This is a genomic window from Streptomyces sp. NPDC046308 (genome assembly GCF_055588065.1).
The window spans coordinates 602,959-625,925 of the sequence record NZ_JBVJFB010000002.1; the positions used below are offsets into that span (position 1 = coordinate 602,959).

Genomic DNA, 22,967 nt, shown 5'->3' on the forward strand with positions numbered 1-22,967 from the left:
GGCAGGGGGCAGCTCTCAAGCGTACCTCGCGGCTCAGCCGCCCCCATCCACATGATCATTCCAGTCCGGACCGCACCGCCGGGTCGGAGACCTTCGCCCAGACATCCGGAAGCTCCCTTTCGTTCCGCTCGGCCAGGGCCTCCTCGCGGGCGTAGAGCACGCCCCAGGTGAAGGACGACTCCCCCGCCCCGGCCGCCTGCACGGCGAGACCGCGCAGGGCATCGCGGGCGACGACACCGTCCTGGTGGTCGCCGAGCAGGGATTGGACCTTCTTCACGGCCTCGGCCAGGCGTTTCGCCGGTTTCCCGAGGGCTGGTACGGCTGCTTCCGCCGCGTACCGGGAGCGCTTGGCCGCCTTCCGGGCCTCGTGCAGGGCCAGGTCGCGCTCGTGGCCCGCGTCGAGGGAGAGCGCGGCGTCGATCCGGTCGGCGAGGCGTCGGTAGTCGTGGAGCACCGCCTTCGGCAGGACGCGTTCGGGCCGCCCGTCCGCGGCCTTCAGCAGCGGCGGCCGCTCCAGCAGGGCGTCGAGGGAGTCCAGCAGGGCCAGGTGGCGCGCGCTGTCGAGCGCGCCGAGCGACCGGCGCCGCGCATCCGTGCGGCGGGCGGCGTTCCAGATCTTCAGCCGGGCCCGGACGGGTCCGAGCTGCAGGGTGCGCGGGAGCTCGCCGAGGTGGCCCTGGATCCGCTCCAGCAGGACCTCCCGGTCGCGGTCGACGCCGAGTTCCGCGGCGAGCCAGCGCAGTTCCTCCCCGATCGGGTCGGTGACGTCGCGGTCCAGGACCTTGCGGTAGGTCTTGAGGGCGCTGCGCAGCCGGCGGCAGGCGACCCGCATCTGGTGGACGGAGTCCGGCAGACCGCGCCGGACGGCGGGGTCCTGCGCGACCAGGGCGTCGCGCTGCTCCCGCAGGTACGCCAGCACGTACGCGCCCGCGGCGCCCTCGGGGCCGCCGCTCTCGAGCCGGGCCGGGGGCGCGGCGTCGGTCTCGGCGAGGGCCCGGGCGAGCTTCGAGGGGGAGTCGCTGACGCGGAGGCCGGCCTTGCGGAAGGTCTTCTCGACGGCGTCGAGCACGTCGGGGTCCACGCCGTCGGCGAGTTCCACCTCGACCTCGGTCCAGGAGGCGCCGGCCTGGCCCCGCTCGGCGAGGACCTCGTCGGTGCTCAGCTCGGCGAGGAGGGCCCCGTCGGCGTCGAGCAGGTGGCTGACACGGCGCGAGGAGACCAGCCTGACCTGTGGCTGGAGTCCGGCGCCGCGCACCCGGGAGCGGACGAGGGCGGCGAGGGAGGGCGGGACGGTGTCACTGAGCGCGGCCTGGACCTCGTCCCGTACTCCGGGGGAAACGGGCAGTTTGAGGTGCCAGCCCGCGTCCGCGCCGCCCGTTCTGCGCCGCAGGGTGAGACCGTCGGCGGCCAGCCGGAAGTCGGGGGTGTCCCAGTAGACGGCGTCGAGGTCGACGGTGCCCTGGTCGGAGACGGCCGCGATCGCGGCCGTGCCCGTCAGGTCCGGCACCCCTCGCCGGGCAGATTTGGCCTTGGAGAACTCGAATTTCCGCTCGATTTCACGCTTTGTGTCCGCCATAGACCGAACTTAGTCCTGAACGGATCACGGCGTCAGGGTGAACAGGGGATCAGGCTGACAATGGCCGCTGCACCTTGATCGACTGCAGCAGTCCGATCGCCACCCACACCGCGAACATCGACGAGCCTCCGTACGAGACGAACGGCAGTGGCAGCCCGGCCACCGGCATGATCCCGAGGGTCATCCCGATGTTCTCGAAGGACTGGAAGGCGAACCAGGCGATGATCCCGGCGCACACGATCGTCCCGTACAGCTCGGTGGTCTCCCGGGCGATCATGCAGGCCCGCCACAGGATGACGGCCAGCAGGAACAGGATCAGCCCGGCCCCGAGGAAGCCCAGCTCCTCCCCCGCCACGGTGAAGACGAAGTCGGTCTGCTGCTCCGGCACGAACTGGCCGGTGGTCTGCGACCCCTTGAACAGCCCGGAGCCGGTGAGGCCGCCGGAGCCGATCGCGATGCGCGCCTGGTTGGTGTTGTAGCCGACGCCCGCGGGGTCCAGCTCCGGGTTGGCGAAGGCCGCGAAGCGGTTGATCTGGTACTCGTCGAGGACGCCGAGCTGCCAGATCAGGACGGCGCCGCCGGCGCCGGTGCCGAGGAGTCCGAGCACCCAGCGGTTGGAGGCGCCGGAGGCCAGCAGCACGCCCAACACGATGACGATCATGACCATGACGGACCCGAGGTCGGGCATCAGCATGACGATGCCCATCGGGGCGGCGGCCAGGCAGAGCGCCTTGACGACCGTGCGGTGGTCCGGATGGGTGAGGTCGCCCGCGTCCACCCGGGTGGCCAGCAGCATCGCCATGACCAGGATGATCGTGATCTTCACGAACTCGGAGGGCTGGAGGGAGAATCCGCCGCCGATCACGATCCACGCGTGGGCGCCGTTGATCGTGGCGCCGAGTGGGGTGAGCACGGCCAGGATGAGCACCAGCGAGAGCCCGTAGAGGACCGGCACGGCGCCGCGCAGGGTGCGGTGGCCGAGCCAGACGGTGCCGATCATCAGGACGAGCCCGATGCCGGTGTTCAGGGCGTGCCGGGCCAGGAAGTAGTACGGGTCCCCCTGGTTCAGCTGGGTCCTGTTGCGGGTCGCCGACCACACGAGCAGGGAGCCGATGAAGGACAGGGCGAGCGCGGAGAGGAGTATCGGCCAGTCGAGCCGGCGCACCACGGAGTCGCGGGCGGTGAGCCTGGCCATCGCCCCGCGCTCGGGCGCGTACCGGGAGACGGAGAACTTGTTGGCGGTCTGCATGTCTTTCGGTCCTCAGTCGTGCCGTGCGGGAGGCGGGGCGGGCGGCCCGGCGAGGGCGGGCGGTTCGAGCTCCTCCGGGGACGGCGGCACGTACGGCCGGATCTCCGGGGAGTCGATGGAACCGTCGGGGCGGATCTTGGGCAGGTTCGCCTCGGGCCGCAGCAGCAGGGCCTTCTTCAGGTCCTGCTTGCCGGCCATGTCGAGACCGTAGATGGCGTTGTAGAGGTTGCGGACGGCGGGGCCCGAGGCTCCGGAGCCGGTGCCGCCCTGGGAGATCGTCATGACGATCGTGAAGTCCTTGGTGTAGGTCGCCAGCCAGGACGTGGTCTGCTTGCCGTACACCTGGGCGGTACCGGTCTTCGCGTGCATCGGGATCTTGTCCATCGGCCAGCCGATGAACCGCCAGGCGGCGGTGCCGCCGGGCTCGGCGACCGAGCGCAGGCCCTTGTCGAGGTCGCCGATGGTCTTGGCGTCGATCGGCAGCCGGCCGTGGGACTGCGGCTTGATCATCTCGATGTGCTTGCCGTCGGGGCTGACCAGGGCCTTGCCGACCGTGGGGTTGAAGAGCGTGCCGCCGTTGCTGATGGCGGAGTACGCGGTGGCCATCTGGATGGGGGTGACGAGGACGTCCCCCTGGCCGATGGCGAAGTTGATGCTGTCGTAGGCCTTCAGCTGGTTGCCTTCGAGGCAGCTCTCATAGGCGATCTGCTCGACGTAGCTGCCGCCCCGCTTGCCCTGCTTGCACCAGGAGTCCTTGTTGGCCGCCCAGAAGCTCTGCTTCCATTTGCGGTCGGGGATGCGGCCTTTGACCTCGTTCGGCAGGTCGATGTGGGTCTCGGAGCCGAGGCCGAACTCGCGGGCGGTCCGGTAGAACCAGTCGTGGGCGTTCTTCTTGGGCTTGAGTCCGCCGTCGCGCTGCCACTCCTTGTGGCCGAGGGCGTAGAAGACGGTGTTGCAGGAGAACTTGAGCGCGTCGCCGAGGGTGATGGGGCCGTGCCCCTTGGACTCGAAGTTCGCGAAGCTCCGGCCGCCCATGTTGTAGGAGGCGCTGCAGTTGTACTTGTCGTCGAAGTCGTAGCCGGCCCGCACGGCCGCGCTCGCGGAGACCACCTTGAAGATGGAGCCCGCGGGGGCCTGGCCCTGGATCGCCCGGTTGAGCAGCGGGTAGTTGGAGTTCTTGCTGGTGAGCCTGGCGTAGTCCTTGCCGGAGATGCCGCCGACCCAGGCGTTGGGGTCGTAGTCGGGCTGGGATGCCATCGCGACGACGCGGCCGGTCTTGGCCTCCATGACGACGACGGCGCCGGAGTCGGCCTCGTACTTGCGGCCCGTGATGTTGTCGGTCTCGTTGCGGACGACCTTCATCGCCTGCTGGAGCTCGAACTCGGCCACGGCCTGGACCCGGGCGTCGATGCTCGTGATGAGGGTGGACCCGGCCACGCCCGGGTCGGACTTGGTCTGGCCCATGACCCGGCCGAGGTTGTCGACCTCGTACGAGGTGACCTCCGCCTTGCCGCGCAGCTGCCGGTCATAGGTCCGTTCGATGCCGGAGCGGCCGACCTGGTCGGAGCGCAGGTGCGGGGAGTCGGTGTCCTTGGCCTTCTGGATCTCGTCGTCGGTGACCGGCGAGAGGTAGCCGAGCACCTGCGCGGTACGGGCCCCGCCGGGGGCCGGGTAGCGGCGGACGGCGGTGGGCTCCGCGGTGATGCCGGGGAAGTCCTCGGGGCGTTCGCGCAGCTGGAGCGCCTGCTGCGTGGTGGCCTCCATGGTGACCGGGATCGGCTGGTACGGGGAGCCGTTCCAGCAGGGCGCGGGGGTCTGGGAGTCACAGAGCCGGACCTTCTCCATGACCTCCTTGGGGGTCATGTCCAGGACGTCGGCGAGGCGGGTCATGACGCCCTTGCCCCGGTCCTTCATCTTCATCAGCGCGGTGCGGCTGGCGGAGACGACGAGCCGGGTCTCGTTGTCGGCGAGGGGGACTCCGCGGGCGTCGAGGATCGAGCCGCGCACGGCCGGCTGGACCACCCGCTGCACGTGGTTGCTCTTGGCCTCGTGGTAGTACTCCGCGCCGTTGCGGATCTGGAGGAACCAGAGCCGGCCGCCGAGGGTGACCAGCATCGAGATGATGAGCACCTGCATGATGACGAGCCTGATCTGCACCCGGGAGGTGCGGCCGGTCTCCGGAACGTTCGTCACGCCTGCTCCTCCCTCACAGCTTCTTGACGCTCTTCACACCCTTGACTGCCTTGACGCCCTTTATGCGGACGGCCTTGTTGGCGCGCGAGCGCGCGGTCCTCAGTCGCAGGCCGCCGCGCTGGCTGCCGATGCGCAGACCCGTGCCGCCGGCGAGCCAGCCGGCGGAGACGTCGGCGGCCTTGTTCGTGGGGCCGCCGCCGGCCTCGACGGCCATCGGGTCGTTCTCGGCGCGCCGGGCGAGGGCCATGATGAACGGCACCGTGAAGGGCGCGAGCAGCAGGTCGTAGAGGGTCGCCGTGAACAGCAGCCCGGCCAGGCCCACGTGGCGGGCGGCGGTGTCGCCGACGAGGGCGCCGACACCGGCGTAGAGCAGGGTGGAGCCGATCGCGGCGGCGACGACGGTGAGCATGGGGCCCCAGGCGGAGCGGAACCGCCCGCCGTCGGGACGGACCAGCCCGCAGACGTAGCCGATGACGCACAGCACGAGCGCGTACCGGCCGGCGGCGTGGTCGGCGGGCGGCGCCAGGTCGGCGAGCAGACCGGCGGCGAAGCCGATCAGGGCTCCGCTGACGTGCCCGTACACGAGTGCGAGGGCGACGACGGTGAGGAGCAGCAGGTCGGGGACGGCGCCGGGCAGTTGGAGCCGGCCCAGGACGGTGACCTGGATGACGAGGGCGACCACGACGAGCGTGGCCGAGAGCAGGATCCGGTTGAAGCGCATGGGCGGTCTGCTCCTACTCGTCGGCCGGCTTGCCGGGCACGCTGGCGGACCCGGACGGAGTCACCGTGACGGTGACCGTCGGCGTGGGCTTGGGGGCCTCGGGCTTGGGCGGCAGGACGGCGTCGCGCGGGTCCTCGCGCGGCGGCATCACGACGACGCCGACGATGTCGAGGCGGGAGAACGCGACGGCCGGGTTGACCCATACGGTGCGGGTCAGGTCTCCGCGCGAGGGGTCGACCTTGACGACCTCGCCGATCGGCACGCCGGGCACGAACGGCTTGTTGCCGCGCGAGCCGAAGGTGACGAGCCGGTCCCCGGGGTTGATCTTGGCCTTGCCGTTGAGCATCTGCACGGACATCGGGCGGTCGCCCTGGCCGGTGGCGAAGCCGAGTTCGCCGGTCTTCTCCAGCCGGGTGCCGACGGTGAAGTCGGGGTCGTTGGCGAGGACGACGGTGGCGGTGTCCGGGCCGACGGTGCTGACCCGGCCGACGAGGCCGTCCCCGTTGAGGACGGTCATGTCGCGTTCGATGCCGTCCTTGCTGCCGGCGTCGATGGTGACGGTCCAGGAGAAGCCCTGGGCCGCTCCTATCGCGATGACCTCGGCGCCCTTGATGCCGTACTGGCCGGCGCCCGCCCGCTTGAGCATCTCGTCGAGCTCGTGGATGCGGCTGCGGGTCTGCTCGTCGCTGCCCAGTTTGGCCTTCAGGGCGGCGTTCTCGCGCTCCAGCGCGGCGATGCGGTTGTGCCGCTCGCCCGAGTCCCTTACCGCCCCTATGGCGTTGGCGACCGGATCGACAGCGGTCGCCACACCCTCCTCGACCGGCCCGAAGACCGCTGCCGCGGCCTGCCGGGCACCGTCGACCGGCGACTCCTCGCCTGCCCTGATGTCCACCGTGATCAACGCGAACGCGATGGCGATCAGAAGCACCAGGAGCAGCCGGCTTTCTCGTGTGTCCCTCACGTGCGGCGGCCGTGCCTTCCTCGTCGGAATTCTCTTTTGCCTGTATATCAACGATCCGCCGCACGGGCCCGGTAGCACCCGTACGGCGGATCCTTGTGTGTCCGCATGGCCCCTCCGGCAGGGAGGGGTGTCTGTCAGCGACGGGGCTGGGCGTCCAGGACCTGCTGGAGCGCCTCGAACTCCTCGACGCACTTGCCGGAGCCGAGCGCCACGGAGTCGAGCGGGTCCTCGGCGATGTGGATCGGCATGCCGGTCTCCCGGCGCAGCCGCTCGTCGAGGCCGCGCAGCAGGGCGCCGCCACCGGTCAGGACGATGCCGCGGTCCATGATGTCGCCGGAGAGCTCCGGAGGACACTTGTCGAGCGTGGTCTTGACCGCGTCGACGATGGCGTTGACCGGCTCCTCGATGGCCTTGCGGACCTCGGCGGCCGAGATGACGACCGTCTTGGGCAGGCCGGAGACCAGGTCGCGTCCTCGGATCTCGGTGTGCTCGTCCTTGTCGAGGTCGTACGCCGAACCGATGGTGATCTTGATCTGCTCGGCCGTCCGCTCACCGAGGAGGAGCGAGTACTCCTTCTTGATGTGCTGGATGATCGCGTTGTCGAGCTCGTCGCCGGCCACCCGGATGGACTGTGCCGTGACGATTCCGCCGAGGGAGATGACGGCGACCTCCGTGGTGCCGCCGCCGATGTCCACGACCATGTTGCCGGTGGCCTCGTGGACGGGCAGGCCCGAGCCGATGGCGGCGGCCATGGGCTCCTCGATGATGTGCACCTGCCGGGCGCCGGCCTGCGTGGACGCCTCGATGACGGCGCGTCGCTCCACCCCGGTGATGCCGGAGGGAACACAGACCACGACGCGCGGGCGTGCCAGGTAGCGGCGCTTGTGGATCTTGAGGATGAAGTACCGGAGCATACGCTCGGTGATCTCGAAGTCGGCGATGACGCCGTCCTTGAGGGGTCGTACGGCGACGATGTTGCCGGGCGTGCGCCCGATCATCTTCTTCGCCTCGGAGCCGACCGCCAGAATGCCGCCGGTGTTCGTGTTGATGGCGACCACGGACGGCTCGTTCAGGACGATCCCCCGGCCCCTCACGTACACCAGCGTGTTGGCGGTCCCGAGGTCGATCGCCATGTCACGGCCGATGAACGACATGTTGTTCCCCTTGTTCCCCATGAGGAGCGTCTGGCCTTCCAGTTGATAGCGGCTGCTGTCAGGTCGGCGAGGTGGGTGTGTGGGTGGAGGCCCCATCGTAGTCACGGTTGTACGCAGACCGCGCGACGGGACTCCGGCAATCCCGCCGGAATGGATACCCGCCCCCTTAGTGGTGACGACGTGTCCTGCCCAGGCGTTCCCGCTCGCGGCCGGAAATACCGAAGGGCGACCGAAATTACTTCGGTCGCCCCAGGTCATGAGCGCTATTTGGCTGATGTCTCGTCAGGAAAGAGTGCTCCGAAAGTGTCAGAGAGCGGGAAAGAACAGCTTCAGCTCGCGCTCCGCGGACTCCTCGGAGTCCGAGGCGTGGATCAGGTTCTCCCGGGTGACGGTGCCGAAGTCGCCCCGGATGGAGCCCGGCGCCGCGGCGATCGGGTCGGTGGGTCCGGCCAGCTGGCGGACACCCTCGATCACGCGTTCCCCTTCGACGACCAGGGCGACCACGGGACCGCTCGCCATGAAGCCCATCAGGGGCTCGTAGAACGGCTTGCCCTTGTGCTCCCCGTAGTGCGTCTCCAGGGTCTCCTGGTCCAGCGTGCGCAGCTCCAGTGCGGGAATCGTCCAGCCGGCCTTCCGCTCGATGCGGCCGATGATCTCGCCGACCAGACCACGACGTACGGCGTCGGGCTTGAGCAGGACGAGGGTGCGCTGGGTCATGTTCGGGCTCCTTGCGGCAAACGGGTGCGGTGGGACGAATCTACAGGGCCGTCAGGGGCGGTCCGGCCGGTGCCCGGCCGGACCCGGAGGGGACCCGTCACGCGGTGTCGGGCGCCGCGGACGCCCCGGACGCTCCGGACGCCTCCTGCGCCGCCGCCCACCTCGCCTTGATCGTGTCGATCTTCCGGCCGTAGTGCACCGAGCACCACCACAGGCCCGCGAACACCGCGCCGAGGAAGAACATCGTCGGGACGACGAAGCCGCTCACGACCAGGCCGACCTGCAGCGCCCAGCCCAGCTGGACCGCCCCGGGACGCGACAGCATCCCGCACAGCAGCACCGACAGCAGCATCGCGACACCGCAGACCGTCCAGACCGTGGCCTGGGTCAGGTCGGGGTCCTTCATCGCCACCAGCCCCGCGAAGCCGATCACGAAGAACTCGCCGATCAGCGTGCTCGCACACAGCGTGCGCATCCCTCAGCCCCTCTTCAGCAGCAGGCGGGCCTCGCCCACCGTGATCACGGAACCGGTCACCAGGACCCCGGCCCCTCCGTACTCGGCCTCTTCCTCCGCCAGGGTGATCGCCGCCTCCAGCGCGTCGTCCAGCCGCGGCTCCACCTGCACCCGGTCCACACCGAAGACCTCGACCGCGACGGCCGCCAGCTCGTCCGCGCCCATCGAGCGGTGGCTGGAGTTCTCCGTGACCACCACCTCCGCGAAGATCGGCTCGAAGGCCTCCAGCACCCCGCGGACGTCCTTGCCCTCGCTCGCGGCCACGACCCCGATCAGCCGGCTGAAGCCGAAGGACTCGGTCACCGCGCCCGCCGTGGCCGCGGCGCCCGCCGGGTTGTGCGCCGCGTCCAGGACCACCGTCGGACTGCGCCGCACGACCTCCATGCGGCCCGGCGAGGTCACCGAGGCGAAGGCCCGCCGCACGGTCTCCAGGTCCAGCACCCGCGCGTGCTCCTGGCCGATCCCGAAGAACGCCTCGACCGCCGCCAGCGCCACCGCCGCGTTGTGCGCCATGTGGGCGCCGTACAGGGGCAGGAAGATGCCGTCGTACTCCCCGCCCACACCGCGCAGCGTCAGGTGCTGGCCGCCGACGGCGACCTCGCGCGAGACGACGCCGAACTCCATGCCCTCGCGGGCCACCGTGGCGTCGACCTCCACGGCCTTCTTCAGCAGCACCTGCGCCGCGTCCACCGGCTGCTGTGCCAGGATCACGGTCGCGTCCTGCTTGATGATGCCGCCCTTCTCCACGGCGATCTCGCCGGGCGTGGAGCCGAGCCTGTCGGTGTGGTCCAGGCTGATCGGGGTGACCACCGCGACCGAGGCGTCGATGACGTTCGTCGCGTCCCAGCTGCCGCCCATGCCGACCTCGACCACCGCCACATCCACGGGCGCGTCCGCGAAGGCCGCGTAGGCCATTCCGGTGAGCACCTCGAAGAACGACAGCCGGTACTCCTCGGCGGCGTCGACCATCTCCACGTACGGCTTGATGTCGTGGTACGTCTCGACGAACCGCTCGGCGCCGATCGGCGCCCCGTCGAGGCTGATCCGCTCGGTGATCGACTGCACGTGCGGGCTGGTGTAGCGCCCGGTGCGCAGCTCGAAGGCGTTCAGCAGGCACTCGATCATGCGGGCCGTGCTCGTCTTGCCGTTGGTGCCGGTGATGTGGATGGAGGGGTACGCCCGCTGCGGCTCGCCCAGGACGTCCATCAGCGCCGCGATGCGCGACACCGACGGTTCCAGCTTGGTCTCGCCCCAGCGGGTGGAAAGCTCCTGTTCCACCTCCAGCAGCGCCTTCGCGACCTCGGGGTCGACGGGCGGGGCGGGTACCGGGTCGCCCTGGGGCGGTCCGGCCTGGGCGCGCAGGGTGCGGCTGCCGGCCTCGATCACCGCCAGGTCGGGGTCGCGGTCGGACTCTTCCGCCACGATCTGGTCGAACTCGTCGAAGGTACCGGCGAGGTCGTCGTTGTCGTCGCGGTCGTGGCTCTCGGGCTGCTGCTCACTCACAGGGCCAGTCTACGGACGGGGACCCCGAGGACTTTCGGCCCGGCCGTCTGAGGACCTTCGGCGGCGAGGGCGACCGGATCGTTATGCAAGCCTTGCGGGCAGCAGATAGGGGAACAAATGCCGCAGGGCAGCACCAGCAAGACGGGTTCCAGCCGGGACATAGGGATGGACCTGGGGACCGCGAACACCCTCGTCTACGCACGGGGCCACGGGATCGTCCTCAATGAGCCGTCCGTGGTGGCCGTCAGAGCCGGCACCACCAACGCCCTGGCCGTCGGGGCGGACGCCAAGGAGACCATCGGCCGCACCCCCGGCTCCATCACCGCGATCCGCCCCCTCAGGGGCGGCGTGATCTGCGACTACGAGGCCGCCGAGGAGATGATCCGGCACTTCGTGCGCAAGGCCGTCCCCGGACGCCGACCCCGCACCCGGATGGTGATCTGCGTACCGTCCGGGGTCACCCCCGTCGAGCGGCGGGCCATCGTCCACGCCTCCACCCGGGCCGGCGCCAAGGCCGTCCACCTGATCGAGGAACCGATGGCGGCGGCGATCGGCGCCGGACTGCCCGTGGCCGAACCGCGCGGCTCCATGGTCGTGGACATCGGCGGCGGGACCTGCGAGGTCGCCGTCATCTCCCTGGGAGGCATCGTCACCTCCCGGTCGTTGCGCGTCGGCGGGGACCGGCTCGACGCGGCGATCACCGACCACGTGCGCAAGCGGCACGCGCTGCTCATCGGGGAGCGCACCGCCGAGGACGTCAAGCTCGCCATCGGCTCGGCCTGGCCGGTGCCGGACCGGCCGGAACTGGAGACGCGCACCTTCACCGTCCGCGGCCGCGAGAAGGTCGGCGGCATGCCCAGGACGCTGGAGCTGGGCGCCGCGGACGTCCGAGCGGCCCTCGACGAGCCGGTCGAGGCGATCATCGCCGCCGTGCGCACCACCCTGGAGGAGTGCCCGCCCGAACTGTCCGGCGACGTGATGGAGCACGGCATCGTCCTGACCGGCGGCGGCGCCCTGCTCCCCGGCCTGGACCTGCGGATGGCCTCCGCGACCGGCATCCCCGTCTTCGTGGCGGACAACCCGCTGGACTGCGTGGCGCTCGGCTCCGGCCGGTGCGTGGAGGACCTGGACGCGCTCGGCAGCCTGCTGGTCCCCGCGAAGGCCTGAGGCGCCGCCCCGGGAGGGCCCGCGTCAGCCGCGCGGCAGCGTGGCCACGACCTCGTACGCGTCCTGCGTGCGGCGCGCCGTCAGGGTCCCGCCCAGGCTGCGCACGCGCTCGGCCATGCTCGCCGTGCCGGAGCCCGCCGAGACGGGGGCCCGGCCCGGGGTGCGGGTCGGCAGCGCGTTGCTCACGGCGATCCGCAGCCGCGGTCCGTCGGCCGCGATCGACACGTCGATGGTCTCCCCGCGCGCGTGCTTGGCGGCGTTGGTCAGGCACTCCTGCACCACCCGGTAGACCGCCGCCTGCCGCAGCGGCGACAGCCCGTGCACCTCCCGGTCCATGGCAAGCCGCACGGGCGATCCCGCCCGCCCGCTCTCCTCGGCCAGCGCGGGCAGCCCGTCCACGCCCGGCGTGGCGGCCCGCTCCCCGCGCTGCACGATGATCTCGTTGAGCACCAGGTGGGCGCGGCGCGCGGTGTCGGCCAGCTCCTCGAAGTCCTTCGCGTGCGTGGTCTCCCGCGCCCGCACCGACAGCACCTCGGAGCGCACCGTCAGCAGGGTCAGCTCCCGCCCGACGAAGTCGTGGACGTCACGGGCGACGGAGGTGCGCTCCTGCTGGACGGCCTGCAGCACGGCGGACTCGGCCCGCCGGGCGGTGAGCTCCCCCACCAGGTCGTGCCGGTAGGCGGCGATGCCCACCGCCGCCGCCAGCACCCCGATGGGCACGAACAGGCCGAGGAAGCCGCTGAGCGTCTCCGCCTTGTCCGCCGCCCAGCCCGGCACGCAGGAGAACAGGAGCAGCGCGAAGCCGACGTACCCGGTCGTGGCCAGGACCGCGGCCCGCCGGCCCCGGTAGCGGCCCACCGAGTACAGCGCGAACTGGATCAGGGTCAGCTCGTGCAGCCATCCGATGAACAGCAGCGCGGCCGCGTACGAGATCCAGGGCGTCCGGCGGCGCACCAGCAGGCTCGTGCACCCCACGGCGAGCACGACGGCTGCGGCGGGCCCGCTCAGCGAGTTGTCGGCGGCGGCCAGTCCCGGCAGGTCGAGCGCCATCAGGCCGAGACAGCTCAGTGCCGTGAGCACGTCCAGCGCGCGCGGTGACCCGGCCCAGCTCTCGGTGAGCCGGCGGCCGGAGGCCACGCACCGGTGGTACACCGAGACGAGGGGCTGGACGCGCATGCCCTCCATCATCCGTGGTCAGCGGATCGGATCGGATCGACGGAGACCGAAAACGCAGTGATCTAGGGCACTTCGGACAGGCCGGAGGTCCGGCTGCGGGCCCTGCCGCACCCGCCTCCTGTGAGACCGTCCCCCGGACGGGGAACACGTAAGGCGAAGGCCCCCGCGTCGACCGACGGTGCGGGGGCCTTCGCCCTGTGCCTGTTGCCTGCGGACCGTCAGGCGGCGGGCAGCGCGGCCAGCTGGGCCTGGAGGCGCGCGATGTCCGCCTCGGCCTTGGCCAGCCGGCCCTTGATCTTGTCCACGACGTTGTCGGGGGCCTTGGCGATGAACGCCTCGTTCCCCAGCTTCGCCTCGGCCTGCTGCTTCTCCTTCTCGGCGGCGGCCAGGTCCTTGCTCAGCCGCTTGCGCTCGGCCGGGATGTCGATCGTGCCCGACAGGTCCAGCTCGACGGTGGCGCCGCCCACCGGCAGGCTCGCGGTGGCCTCGAAGCCCTCGCCCTCCGGCTGCAGGCGCAGCAGCTGGCGGATGGCGGCCTCGTGCAGGCCCAGCGTCGTACCCGACAGGTCCAGGCGGCCCGGGACCTTCTGCTTGTCGTCGAGGTTCTGCTCCCTGCGGAACCGGCGGACCTCACGGACCAGGCTCTGGACGGCCTCGATCTCGGCCTCGGCGGCCGCGTCGCGGAAGCCGCTGTCCTTCGGCCAGTCGGCGATCACGAGGGACTCGCCCCCGGTCAGCGTGGTCCACAGGGTCTCGGTGACGAACGGGACCACCGGGTGCAGCAGGCGCAGCATGACGTCGAGGACCTCGCCGAGGACCCGCGCGGAGGCCTTGGCCTGCTCGCCGCCCGCGAAGAAGGTCGTCTTCGACAGCTCCACGTACCAGTCGAAGACCTCGTCCCACGCGAAGTGGTAGAGGGAGTCCGACAGCTTCGAGAACTGGTAGTCGTCGTAGAACGCGTCGACCTCGGCCACGGTCTTGTTGAGCCGCGACAGGATCCAGCGGTCGGTCGCCGACATCTCCTCGACGGCCGGCAGCTCGCCCTCGATCGTGGCGCCGTTCATCAGCGCGAAGCGCGTGGCGTTCCAGATCTTGTTGGCGAACTTGCTGGAGGCCTGGACCCAGTCCTCGCCGATCGGGACGTCGACGCCCGGGTTGGCGCCGCGGGCCAGGGTGAAGCGGACGGCGTCGGAGCCGTACCGGTCCATCCAGTCCAGCGGGTTCACCGCGTTGCCGAACGACTTCGACATCTTCTTGCCGCGTTCGTCACGGACCATGCCGTGCAGGGCGATGGTGTGGAACGGCGGGGTGCCGTCCATCGCGTACAGGCCGAACATCATCATCCGGGCGACCCAGAAGAAGAGGATGTCGTAGCCGGTGACCAGGACGGAGTTCGGGTAGAACTTCGCCAGGCTCTCGGTCTGGTGCGGCCAGCCGAGGGTGGAGAAGGGCCACAGGCCCGACGAGAACCACGTGTCGAGGACGTCGGTGTCCTGGGTCCAGCCCTCGCCCGCGGGCGGCTGCTCGTCCGGTCCGACGCAGACGACCTCGCCGTTCGGGCCGTACCAGACGGGGATGCGGTGGCCCCACCACAGCTGGCGCGAGATGCACCAGTCGTGGAGGTTGTCGACCCAGTCGAAGTAGCGCTTCTCCATCTCCTGCGGGTGGATCTTGACCCGGCCGTCGCGGACCGCGTCACCGGCGGCCTTCGCGAGCGGGCCGACCTTGACCCACCACTGCATGGACAGACGCGGCTCGATGGTGGTCTTGCAGCGCGAGCAGTGGCCGACGGAGTGGGTGTACGGGCGCTTCTCGGCGACGATCCGGCCCTCGGCGCGCAGCGCGGCGACGATGGCGGAGCGGGCCTCCAGCCGGTCCAGGCCCTGGAAGGGGCCGTGGGCCGTGATGATGGCGTGCTCGTCCATGACGGCGAGGTTCGGCAGGCCGTGGCGCTGGCCGATCTCGAAGTCGTTCGGGTCGTGCGCCGGGGTCACCTTGACGGCGCCGGTGCCGAACTCCGGGTCGACGTGCTCGTCCGCGACGACCGGGATGCGGCGGCCGGTCAGCGGCAGCTCGATCTCGGTGCCGACGAGGTGCTTGTAGCGCTCGTCCTCGGGGTGGACGGCGACGGCGGTGTCGCCGAGCATCGTCTCGGCGCGGGTGGTCGCCACGACGATGGAGGCGTCGCCGTCCCCGTACCGGATGGAGACGAGCTCGCCCTCGTCGTCCTGGTACTCGACCTCGATGTCGGAGATCGCGGTGAGGCAGCGCGGACACCAGTTGATGATGCGCTCGGCCCGGTAGATGAGCTCGTCGTCGTAGAGCTTCTTGAAGATGGTCTGGACGGCCTCGGAGAGGCCCTCGTCCATGGTGAAGCGCTCGCGCGACCAGTCGACACCGTCACCGAGGCGGCGCATCTGGCCGGAGATCTGCCCGCCGGACTCGCCCTTCCACTGCCAGACGCGCTCGACGAACGCCTCACGGCCCAGGTCGTGGCGGGACTTGCCCTCCTTGGCGAGCTCGCGCTCGACGACGTTCTGGGTGGCGATGCCGGCGTGGTCCATGCCGGGCTGCCACAGCGTCTCGAAGCCCTGCATGCGCTTGCGGCGGGTCAGGGCGTCGATGAGCGTGTGCTCGAAGGCGTGGCCCAGGTGGAGCGAGCCCGTGACGTTCGGCGGCGGGATGACGATGGTGTAGGGCGGCTTCTCGCTCTTCGCGTCGGCCTCGAAATACCCACGCTCTACCCAGCGCTCGTAGAGCTTCCCCTCTACCTCGGCCGGCGTGTACGCGGTCGGCAATTCGGAGTTGGGGCTGCTGGGTGTCTGCGTGTTCTCGGTCACGGGCCACAGTTTACGGCCGTAACAGTCCAGTCATGAAACCGGTAATGAGGGGGCCCGCCGCCCCGGGCGCCATCCGCTTCCGCCAGGATGTGTGGAACGGATAAGCAAAACGGATAGCCAACCTCATTGGGGGACGCGGGATGAGTTACAACCAGCCAGGGCCCTACGGGCAGCAGCCGCAGCAGCCGGGACCGTACGGGCAGCAGCCGCCGCAGCCGGGTCCCTACGGCCAGCCCGCCCCCCAGCCCGGACCGTACGGCCAGCCCGCCCCGCAGCCGGGCTACGGCTACCCGCAGCAGCCGGGCGTTCCCCCGCAGGGCTACCCCCAGCAGCCCCCGACGCCGGCGTACGGCTACCCCCAGCAGGCCCCGTACGGCGGGCAGCCGCCGAAGAAGTCCAAGGCCGGGGTGATCATCGCCGTGGTCGTCGCGGTCGCGGTCGTCGCGGGCGCCGGGTGGTACTTCACGAAGGGCGGCGGCGCGGGCGGCGCCATCGCGGCCGACACCAAGGGCTACAAGCTGGTCGCCCCGGAATCGGTGGACGACTTCAAGAAGGACCCGAAGTTCCAGGAGAAGTCCTTCACCGACAAGGACAAGAAGGAAGCCGAGGCGGTCGGCGTCAAGGACGCGACCCAGGTGGGCATGAACTACCAGGCCGGCGACCCGAAGAACCCGCTGTCGGCCAAGGGCCTCAACTTCTCCGGTGTCTACGGCGAGATCAGCGACCCGGAGAAGGCGGTGGACGGATACTTCGCCATGGCCAAGCTGAACGCCTCCAAGGACGGCAAGTCGGAGGTGCAACTCGTCGGCAGCCCCAAGACGATGAACCCCGCGGGGTTCAAGGGCGCCGTCATGAAGTGCCAGGACATCAAGTTCACCTCGAAGGACACCAGCACCAAGGGGCCCAAGGAGGCCACCCTGCCGCTCTGCATCTGGGGTGACTACAGCACCCTGGCCATGGTCAGCGCCTCGGACGTGGCGTCCATCCTCGCCGGCAAGCCGGGCTACACCCAGGAGCAGGCCGCGGAGCTCGCCGTGAAGCTCTACAACACCGCGCGCGTCAAGAAGTAGCGGCGCGGCAGGACATGCAGAAGGGGCGCCCCCGGCCGGGGGCGCCCCTTCTGCTTGCCGCTTGCCGCTTCGCGGGCTACGCGGACTTCTCGTGCGGGCCCTGGTCCTTCGGGACGATCCTCGGGACCAGCGTCGGGTTGACGTTGGAGCGGACCACGTCGGCGGTGATGACCACACGGGCCACGTCCTTGCGGGACGGGACCTCGTACATCACCGACATGAGGACCTCTTCCATGATGGCGCGCAGGCCGCGCGCGCCGGTCTGGCGGAGGATCGCCTGGTCGGCGATGGCCTCGAGGGCCTCGCGCTCGAAGTCCAGCTCGACGCCGTCGAGTTCGAACAGCCGCTGGTACTGCTTCACCAGGGCGTTGCGCGGCTCGATCAGGATCTGGAGCAGGGCCTCGCGGTCCAGGTTGTGCACGGAGGTCAGCACGGGGAGGCGGCCGATGAACTCGGGGATCATCCCGAACTTCACCAGGTCCTCCGGCATGACCTCCTGGAACTGGTCGCTGGCCTCGATCTCGCGCTTCGAGCGGATCGTCGCCCCGAAGCCGATGCCCTTGGCGCCCGCACGCGACTCGATGATCTTCTCCAGGCCGGCGAAGGCGCCGCCCACGATGAAGAGCACGTTCGTCGTGTCGATCTGGATGAACTCCTGGTGCGGGTGCTTGCGGCCGCCCTGCGGCGGGACGGAGGCGGTGGTGCCTTCGAGGATCTTCAGGAGGGCCTGCTGTACGCCCTCACCGCTCACGTCGCGCGTGATCGACGGGTTCTCGCTCTTGCGGGCCACCTTGTCGATCTCGTCGATGTAGATGATCCCGGTCTCGGCCTTCTTGACGTCGTAGTCGGCGGCCTGGATCAGCTTGAGCAGGATGTTCTCGACGTCCTCGCCGACGTACCCGGCCTCCGTCAGCGCCGTCGCGTCGGCGATGGCGAACGGGACGTTCAGCATGCGGGCGAGGGTCTGCGCGAGCAGCGTCTTGCCGGAACCGGTGGGTCCCAGCAGCAGGATGTTGGACTTCGCGAGCTCGATCGCGTCGTCCCGGCCCTGCGCGCCGCCGTTCTCGCCGGCCTGGACCCGCTTGTAGTGGTTGTAGACCGCCACGGAGAGGGCCTTCTTCGCCGGCTCCTGGCCGACGACGTAGCTCTCCAGGAACTCGTAGATCTCACGGGGCTTGGGGAGTTCCTCCCACCGGACCTCGGAGGTCTCCGCGAGTTCTTCTTCGATGATCTCGTTGCAGAGGTCGATGCACTCGTCGCAGATGTACACACCGGGTCCTGCGATGAGCTTCTTCACCTGCTTCTGGCTCTTTCCGCAGAACGAGCACTTGAGCAGGTCGCCGCCGTCACCGATGCGTGCCACGAGGTGCTTCCCCTTCGCCTGGGAGACGCCTGGTTCAGCGCTCCTGGTGCCTCATATCCGACGGTACCTTGCCGGGGGCCCCGTGCGGGGCCCCCTTGACGTGGTTCACATCGCCGAATCCGGCTGCGGTTCCACGCCAACTGGCGGCAAGGATCAGTGGGAACTCTTGCGGGTGGAGATGATCTGGTCGATCAGGCCGTACGCGAGCGCGTCCTCGGCCGTCAGGATCTTGTCGCGCTCGATGTCGTCGCGGATCTTCTCGATCGGCGTCGTCGAGTGCTTGGCCAGCATGGTCTCCAGCTGGTCGCGCATGCGCAGGATCTCGTTGGCCGCGATCTCGAGGTCCGAGAGCTGCTCACGGCCGGTGCCGCCGGAGGGCTGGTGGATCAGCACGCGGGCGTTCGGCAGGGCCATGCGCTTGCCGGGGGTGCCGGCGGCGAGCAGGACCGCGGCGGCGGAGGCCGCCTGGCCCATGCAGACCGTCTGGATGTCCGGCTTCACGAACTGCATCGTGTCGTAGATCGCCGTCAGCGCGGTGAAGGAGCCACCGGGGCTGTTGATGTAGATCGAGATGTCGCGGTCGGGGTCCATCGACTCCAGGCACAGCAGCTGCGCCATGACGTCGTTGGCGGAGGCGTCGTCGATCTGCACGCCGAGGAAGATCACGCGCTCCTCGAAGAGCTTCGCGTACGGGTCGTACTCGCGCACGCCCTGCGAGGTGCGCTCGACGAAGCGCGGGATCACGTAGCGGTTGTCCACCTGCGGGCCGGTGTAGAGGCCGCTCGCGGAGAAGTTGTTCTGCATCTGGGTGTTCACCATCCTGGTGGCGTTCTGCGGGCTGTCGGCTGCGGGGTACTGACGGTGGTGCCGGGATCAGGCCCCGGTGCCGCCGCCGCCCGGAACGTTGGACGCGGCCGAGATGATCTCGTCGATGAGGCCGTACTCCTTGGCCTCCTCGGACGTGAACCAGCGGTCACGGTCACCGTCGCGGATGATCGCCTCGACGGTCTGGCCCGAGTGGAACGCGGTGATCTCGGCCATCCGCTGCTTGGTGCGCAGCAGGTACTGGGCCTGGATCTTGATGTCCGACGCGGTGCCACCGATGCCGGCGGAGCCCTGGTGCATCAGGATGTCGGTGTTCGGCAGGGCGAAGCGCTTGCCCTTGGCGCCACCGGTGAGCAGGAACTGCCCCATCGAGGCCGCCATGCCCATGCCGATGGTCACGACGTCGTTGGGGATGTACTGCATGGTGTCGTAGACGGCCATACCGGCCGTCACGGAGCCACCGGGGCTGTTGATGTAGAGGTAGATGTCCTTCTCCGGCTCGGCGGCCAGGAGCAGGAGCTGCGCGGTGATCTTGTTCGCGATGTCGTCGTCAACCTGCTGGCCGAGGAAGATGATGCGCTCGCCGAGCAGCCGGTTGTAGACATGGTCGCCGAGGCCGCCACCGATGGACGGCTCACCCGCGGCGTAAGGCTTCAGATTCGTCACGTATCCACCTGCTCGTCTCCGACGGCCATGTGCCGTCTCAGCGTCTCGTTCTGGGGCGCGGTCCGGCCGGTGCGGACGAGTCCGCCGGCGTCCGGGTACTCACGTGCCCTCGTATTCATGGACCCTAACGCGCAGGTCGGACAACGCCATCCCGCTTCCCGAACTGTTCGCTCGGAGCGCAAGGTACCGGGGCTGTCCGGGCGCCATGGCGAAGGGCCCGGACGCGGCTGCGTCCGGGCCCTTCGGGGCACTGCTCAGTGGGCTTGGCCCGGGGTGTTACTCGGCCTCGTCGGCCTTGACCTCGTCGTCACCGTCGACGGCGGCCTCGGCGGTCTCGACGGCCGTCTCCTCGTCCTCGTCGGACAGGTCCACGACGTCACCGTTGGTGTCGACGACCTTGGCGGCCTCGACGACGACCGCGAGGGCCTTGCCGCGGGCGACCTCGCCGACGAGCATCGGAACCTGGCCACCCTCGACGACCGCCTGGGCGAACTGGTCGGGGGACATGCCGGAGGACTGGGCACGGCGCATGAGGTGCTCGGTGAGCTCCTCCTGGTTGACGCCCAGCTTCTCCTTGTTGACCAGCGCGTCGAGGACGAACTGGGTCTTGATGCCCTTGATCGCCTGCTCGGAGGTCTCGGCGTCGAACTCCTCGACCGTCTTGCCCTGGAACTCCAGGTACTTCTCGAGGGTCAGACCCATCTGGCCGAGCTGGTGGTGCTCCAGGTTGTGCTTGCGGGTCTGGACCTCGTCCGCGAGGAGCTTCTCGGGGATCGGGACCTCGACGAGCTCCAGCAGCTTCTCCAGGACGCGCTCCTGGGCCTGCGTGGCCTGGTCGTACTGCTTCATGTTCTCGAGGCGCTTGCGGCTGTCCGCCTTGAGCTCCTCGAGGGTGTCGAACTCGCTCGCCATCTGCGCGAACTCGTCGTCCAGCTCCGGGAGCTCCTTGGCGGAGACCTTGGTGACCTTGACGGTGACCTCGGCGTCCTTGCCCTCGGCGGAGCCGCCCTTCAGCTGGGAGGTGAAGGTGGCCTCGCCACCGGCCTCCAGGCCCGTGACGGCCTCGTCGATGCCCTCGAGCAGCTCGCCCGAGCCGATGGTGTACGAGACGTCGGAGGCGACGCCGTCGGGCAGCACCTCGCCGTCGACCTTGGCCTCCAGGTCGATGGTGACGAGGTCACCCTCGGCGGCGGCGCGCTCGACGTCCTTGGTGGAGCCGAAACGGCCGCGCAGCTGCTCGACGGACTTCTCGACGTCCTCGTCGGAGACCTCGATGGCGTCGACCTCGACCTCGATGCCGGAGTAGTCCGGGATCTCGATCTCGGGACGGACGTCGACCTCGGCGGTGAAGGCCAGCAGCTCGCCGTCCTTCAGCTCCGTGATGTCCACCTCGGGCTGGCCCAGCGGGTTCAGGTCGGCCTCGTTGACGGCCTCGGTGTAGAACTTCGGGAGGGCGTCGTTGACGGCCTCCTCCAGCACCGCACCGCGGCCGAAGCGCTGGTCGATGACGCGGGCCGGGATCTTGCCCTTGCGGAAGCCCTTCACCGTGACCTGCTGGTTGATCTTCTTGTACGCCGCGTCGAGGCTGTCCTTGAGCTCCTCGAAGGGCACCTCAACAGTGAGCCGAACCCGAGTCGGGTTCAGGGTCTCCACGGCGCTCTTCACGGTTCGGTCTCCTTGTGGCTGACTTCTGGGGGATCTGCCGTCTCGCTGCGATTCAGCGGTTCAGCGGACTTCGGCCCGGTACATCAGACACACGGGCACGCAGCTTGCATAGTAGCCGCAAGCGGCAATCAGCCCACAACGCGATCTTGTGGAGACACTGCTGTTGGTCGGGGTGGCCGGATTCGAACCGACGACCTTCCGCTCCCAAAGCGGACGCGCTACCAAGCTGCGCCACACCCCGTCGGTGCGACACGTAGGGTACATGCCCGGAGACCCTCTGATGTGCGGGGTTTCACGATGCGTTTCGGGCTCGTCCGGCGCGCGGGCGCGAAATGTTTCGGGCTCGTCCGGCGCGCGGGCGCGAAATGTGGTGTGCGCTCCCCCTGCGCGACCCGCTAGGATGCTGTCCGTGCCGCAGTCCCGTACTGCCGGCGCGCGCTTGCGGGTGTAGCTCAATGGTAGAGCACTAGTCTTCCAAACTAGCTACGCGGGTTCGATTCCCGTCACCCGCTCAGAGGTACGAAGGGCCAGGTCAGAGGAGGTTTCCTCGACCTGGCCCTTCGTCTTTCCCGGGGGCTCCGGGCGAGAGGGCGGCTCCGGGCGGGGCTTGGGGAGCGGGTCGTGGAGCAGCCGCGCGGTGCCGGTGCCCGCCCCGGCTGTCGGATCGGTCAAGTGCCGTTTTTGCAAGGCGAGTTGAGCCATGTGCGACGATGCCGATCCGTGACGGACCGGGATGCCGTGCCCTTGGCCGTCCATCCGATCGGCGAACTGGGGAATCGACTGTGCCGGCTGGCGTGGCCCTGAGGTTCGATCGGCTTCCTGTGCCGACCTCCTCCAGCGGCCTCACCGCCGGAACAGACCACCCGAGAGGATCCCGCACCCGATGTCCCTATGGCCTTCCGTCGTCGCCGTACTCGGTACCCTCGCCGGCGCCCTGACCGCCGGACTCCTCCAGCACCGTTCGGCACGCACCGCGCGCGCCGAGGAGCGCGCCGTCAGCCACCGCCGGGACCAGCTCGGCGCCGTCACCGACTTCGCGGCCGCCCTGGACGCGCACCGCTCGGCTATGTTCCATCGGGAGCGGCTGACCATGACCGAGGCCGGCGCCGAACACCGGCTGGAGGCTCAGACGAGGTCCCACGACACCCGGGCGGCGATCACCGCGCCCCACGTCCGTCTTCAGGTCCTGGTCCCCGAGCTGGCCGGCCCCGCCCAGGTGGCCGCGGATGCCACGTACGCGCTGCGGAAGGCCACCGACAGGGCCGAGCTGGACGCGCGGCGGCGCGAGGCCAAGGAAGCGTCCGCCGCCTTCATCACCGCGGCTGCCACGCTGCTGAGCCCCGGCCATCGCGGCGGGGGACGGGCAGGGGTGGCCGGGCGGCTCAGAGCTTGATGTTGGCGATCATCGTCGCGAGGGAGTTGAGGAAACGGTTCACGTCGTCCGCGATCGAGCTGGACGCCAGGAAGAAACCGAAGAGGGCCGCGACGATGGCGGGGCCCGTCTTGATGTGGTTGCCGCGGATCAGCACCACCAGGATGACCGCCAACAGAACCACCACTGACAGCGAAATGGCCACTACTGATCACACCTTCGGTCGTCCCCTGGT

Annotated in this window: 19 protein-coding genes and 2 tRNA genes; 4 read left to right on the forward strand and 17 right to left on the reverse strand. The window is 69.8% G+C overall.

Translation table 11 applies throughout. The features are described 5' to 3' along the window. Positions 1–55: 55 nt before the first annotated feature. The 9 genes from ACZ6JT_RS10200 to folC form a co-directional block, all read right to left on the reverse strand. On the reverse strand, positions 56–1,576 hold the full coding sequence (locus tag ACZ6JT_RS10200) for a CYTH and CHAD domain-containing protein (RefSeq protein WP_469209013.1): 1,521 nt from the start codon (positions 1,574–1,576) through the stop codon (positions 56–58). Positions 1,577–1,625: 49 nt separating this feature from the next. After that, entirely contained in the window at positions 1,626–2,825 is a 1,200-nt protein-coding gene (gene rodA / locus ACZ6JT_RS10205) for a rod shape-determining protein RodA (RefSeq protein WP_376619758.1), read from the reverse strand. A 12-nt stretch (positions 2,826–2,837) separates the two neighbouring features. Further along, positions 2,838–5,018, reverse strand: coding sequence for a penicillin-binding protein 2 (mrdA, locus tag ACZ6JT_RS10210; RefSeq protein ID WP_469209014.1), 2,181 nt, complete (start codon positions 5,016–5,018; stop codon positions 2,838–2,840). Between the two features lie 13 nt (positions 5,019–5,031). Then, complete coding sequence (gene mreD / locus ACZ6JT_RS10215; RefSeq protein ID WP_469209015.1) at positions 5,032–5,739, reverse strand: rod shape-determining protein MreD; 708 nt, start codon at positions 5,737–5,739, stop codon at positions 5,032–5,034. 13 nt (positions 5,740–5,752) lie between these two features. Continuing rightward, positions 5,753–6,700, reverse strand: coding sequence for a rod shape-determining protein MreC (mreC, locus tag ACZ6JT_RS10220; protein WP_469209016.1), 948 nt, complete (start codon positions 6,698–6,700; stop codon positions 5,753–5,755). A gap of 134 nt (positions 6,701–6,834) precedes the next feature. Further along, positions 6,835–7,854, reverse strand: a complete 1,020-nt coding sequence (locus ACZ6JT_RS10225) for a rod shape-determining protein (RefSeq protein ID WP_008738981.1) — start codon at positions 7,852–7,854, stop codon at positions 6,835–6,837. A 306-nt stretch (positions 7,855–8,160) separates the two neighbouring features. Next, complete coding sequence (gene ndk, locus ACZ6JT_RS10230; protein ID WP_030710854.1) at positions 8,161–8,571, reverse strand: nucleoside-diphosphate kinase; 411 nt, start codon at positions 8,569–8,571, stop codon at positions 8,161–8,163. A gap of 97 nt (positions 8,572–8,668) precedes the next feature. Further along, positions 8,669–9,046, reverse strand: a complete 378-nt coding sequence (locus tag ACZ6JT_RS10235; protein ID WP_469209017.1) for a DUF4233 domain-containing protein — start codon at positions 9,044–9,046, stop codon at positions 8,669–8,671. A gap of 3 nt (positions 9,047–9,049) precedes the next feature. After that, positions 9,050–10,588 (reverse strand): bifunctional tetrahydrofolate synthase/dihydrofolate synthase, encoded by a 1,539-nt coding sequence (gene folC / locus ACZ6JT_RS10240; protein WP_469209018.1) that lies wholly within the window; start codon positions 10,586–10,588, stop codon positions 9,050–9,052. Positions 10,589–10,705: 117 nt separating this feature from the next. Here folC and ACZ6JT_RS10245 point away from each other — a divergent pair, with 117 nt between their 5' ends. Further along, entirely contained in the window at positions 10,706–11,755 is a 1,050-nt protein-coding gene (locus tag ACZ6JT_RS10245; protein WP_469209019.1) for a rod shape-determining protein, read from the forward strand. A 24-nt stretch (positions 11,756–11,779) separates the two neighbouring features. Here ACZ6JT_RS10245 and ACZ6JT_RS10250 read toward each other — a convergent pair whose 3' ends face one another. Together ACZ6JT_RS10250 and ACZ6JT_RS10255 are read right to left on the reverse strand one after the other, a co-directional pair. Then, entirely contained in the window at positions 11,780–12,931 is a 1,152-nt protein-coding gene (locus ACZ6JT_RS10250) for a sensor histidine kinase (protein ID WP_469209020.1), read from the reverse strand. 218 nt (positions 12,932–13,149) lie between these two features. After that, positions 13,150–15,771 carry a valine--tRNA ligase gene (locus ACZ6JT_RS10255; protein WP_469209021.1) on the reverse strand — a complete coding sequence of 874 codons (2,622 nt, stop codon included), beginning with the start codon at positions 15,769–15,771 and terminating at the stop codon, positions 13,150–13,152. Between the two features lie 140 nt (positions 15,772–15,911). Here ACZ6JT_RS10255 and ACZ6JT_RS10260 point away from each other — a divergent pair, with 140 nt between their 5' ends. Then, a complete protein-coding gene (locus ACZ6JT_RS10260) occupies positions 15,912–16,841 on the forward strand; it encodes a hypothetical protein (protein ID WP_469209022.1) in 930 nt (309 codons plus the stop codon). A 76-nt stretch (positions 16,842–16,917) separates the two neighbouring features. On the opposite strand, the gene clpX is transcribed toward ACZ6JT_RS10260, so the two are convergent. From clpX to ACZ6JT_RS10285, 5 genes are all read right to left on the reverse strand, one after another. Then, positions 16,918–18,204: an ATP-dependent Clp protease ATP-binding subunit ClpX gene (gene clpX, locus ACZ6JT_RS10265; protein WP_030026955.1), complete on the reverse strand. Its 1,287-nt coding sequence runs from the start codon at positions 18,202–18,204 to the stop codon at positions 16,918–16,920. Between the two features lie 153 nt (positions 18,205–18,357). Further along, positions 18,358–19,023, reverse strand: coding sequence for an ATP-dependent Clp protease proteolytic subunit (locus ACZ6JT_RS10270; protein WP_030710839.1), 666 nt, complete (start codon positions 19,021–19,023; stop codon positions 18,358–18,360). A gap of 54 nt (positions 19,024–19,077) precedes the next feature. Then, complete coding sequence (locus ACZ6JT_RS10275; protein ID WP_030649990.1) at positions 19,078–19,695, reverse strand: ATP-dependent Clp protease proteolytic subunit; 618 nt, start codon at positions 19,693–19,695, stop codon at positions 19,078–19,080. A gap of 276 nt (positions 19,696–19,971) precedes the next feature. Next, positions 19,972–21,360 carry a trigger factor gene (gene tig, locus ACZ6JT_RS10280; protein WP_469209023.1) on the reverse strand — a complete coding sequence of 463 codons (1,389 nt, stop codon included), beginning with the start codon at positions 21,358–21,360 and terminating at the stop codon, positions 19,972–19,974. Positions 21,361–21,524: 164 nt separating this feature from the next. Then, a tRNA-Pro gene (locus tag ACZ6JT_RS10285) sits at positions 21,525–21,601 on the reverse strand. 200 nt (positions 21,602–21,801) lie between these two features. Here ACZ6JT_RS10285 and ACZ6JT_RS10290 point away from each other — a divergent pair. Continuing rightward, positions 21,802–21,872: transfer RNA gene (locus tag ACZ6JT_RS10290), tRNA-Gly, on the forward strand. 371 nt (positions 21,873–22,243) lie between these two features. Next, positions 22,244–22,753 (forward strand): hypothetical protein, encoded by a 510-nt coding sequence (locus tag ACZ6JT_RS10295; RefSeq protein ID WP_469209024.1) that lies wholly within the window; start codon positions 22,244–22,246, stop codon positions 22,751–22,753. Here ACZ6JT_RS10295 and ACZ6JT_RS10300 read toward each other — a convergent pair. After that, positions 22,743–22,937, reverse strand: a complete 195-nt coding sequence (locus tag ACZ6JT_RS10300) for a membrane protein (RefSeq protein ID WP_030008564.1) — start codon at positions 22,935–22,937, stop codon at positions 22,743–22,745. The two genes, ACZ6JT_RS10295 and ACZ6JT_RS10300, sit on opposite strands and share 11 nt — an antisense overlap. Between the last annotated feature and the right edge of the window lie 30 nt (positions 22,938–22,967).

Bases quoted from the DNA above. Each gene is read 5' to 3' on its own strand.
- mreD (WP_469209015.1), bottom strand. From the start codon at position 5,739: ATGCGCTTCAACCGGATCCTGCTCTCGGCCACGCTCGTCGTGGTCGCC.
- ACZ6JT_RS10235 (WP_469209017.1), bottom strand. From the start codon at position 9,046: ATGCGCACGCTGTGTGCGAGCACGCTGATCGGCGAGTTCTTCGTGATC.
- ACZ6JT_RS10295 (WP_469209024.1), top strand. From the start codon at position 22,244: ATGTCCCTATGGCCTTCCGTCGTCGCCGTACTCGGTACCCTCGCCGGC.
- ndk (WP_030710854.1), bottom strand. From the start codon at position 8,571: ATGACCCAGCGCACCCTCGTCCTGCTCAAGCCCGACGCCGTACGTCGT.
- ACZ6JT_RS10200 (WP_469209013.1), bottom strand. From the start codon at position 1,576: ATGGCGGACACAAAGCGTGAAATCGAGCGGAAATTCGAGTTCTCCAAG.
- rodA (WP_376619758.1), bottom strand. From the start codon at position 2,825: ATGCAGACCGCCAACAAGTTCTCCGTCTCCCGGTACGCGCCCGAGCGC.
- ACZ6JT_RS10250 (WP_469209020.1), bottom strand. From the start codon at position 12,931: ATGCGCGTCCAGCCCCTCGTCTCGGTGTACCACCGGTGCGTGGCCTCC.
- ACZ6JT_RS10245 (WP_469209019.1), top strand. From the start codon at position 10,706: ATGCCGCAGGGCAGCACCAGCAAGACGGGTTCCAGCCGGGACATAGGG.
- ACZ6JT_RS10225 (WP_008738981.1), bottom strand. From the start codon at position 7,854: ATGTCGTTCATCGGCCGTGACATGGCGATCGACCTCGGGACCGCCAAC.
- ACZ6JT_RS10260 (WP_469209022.1), top strand. From the start codon at position 15,912: ATGAGTTACAACCAGCCAGGGCCCTACGGGCAGCAGCCGCAGCAGCCG.
- ACZ6JT_RS10270 (WP_030710839.1), bottom strand. From the start codon at position 19,023: ATGGTGAACACCCAGATGCAGAACAACTTCTCCGCGAGCGGCCTCTAC.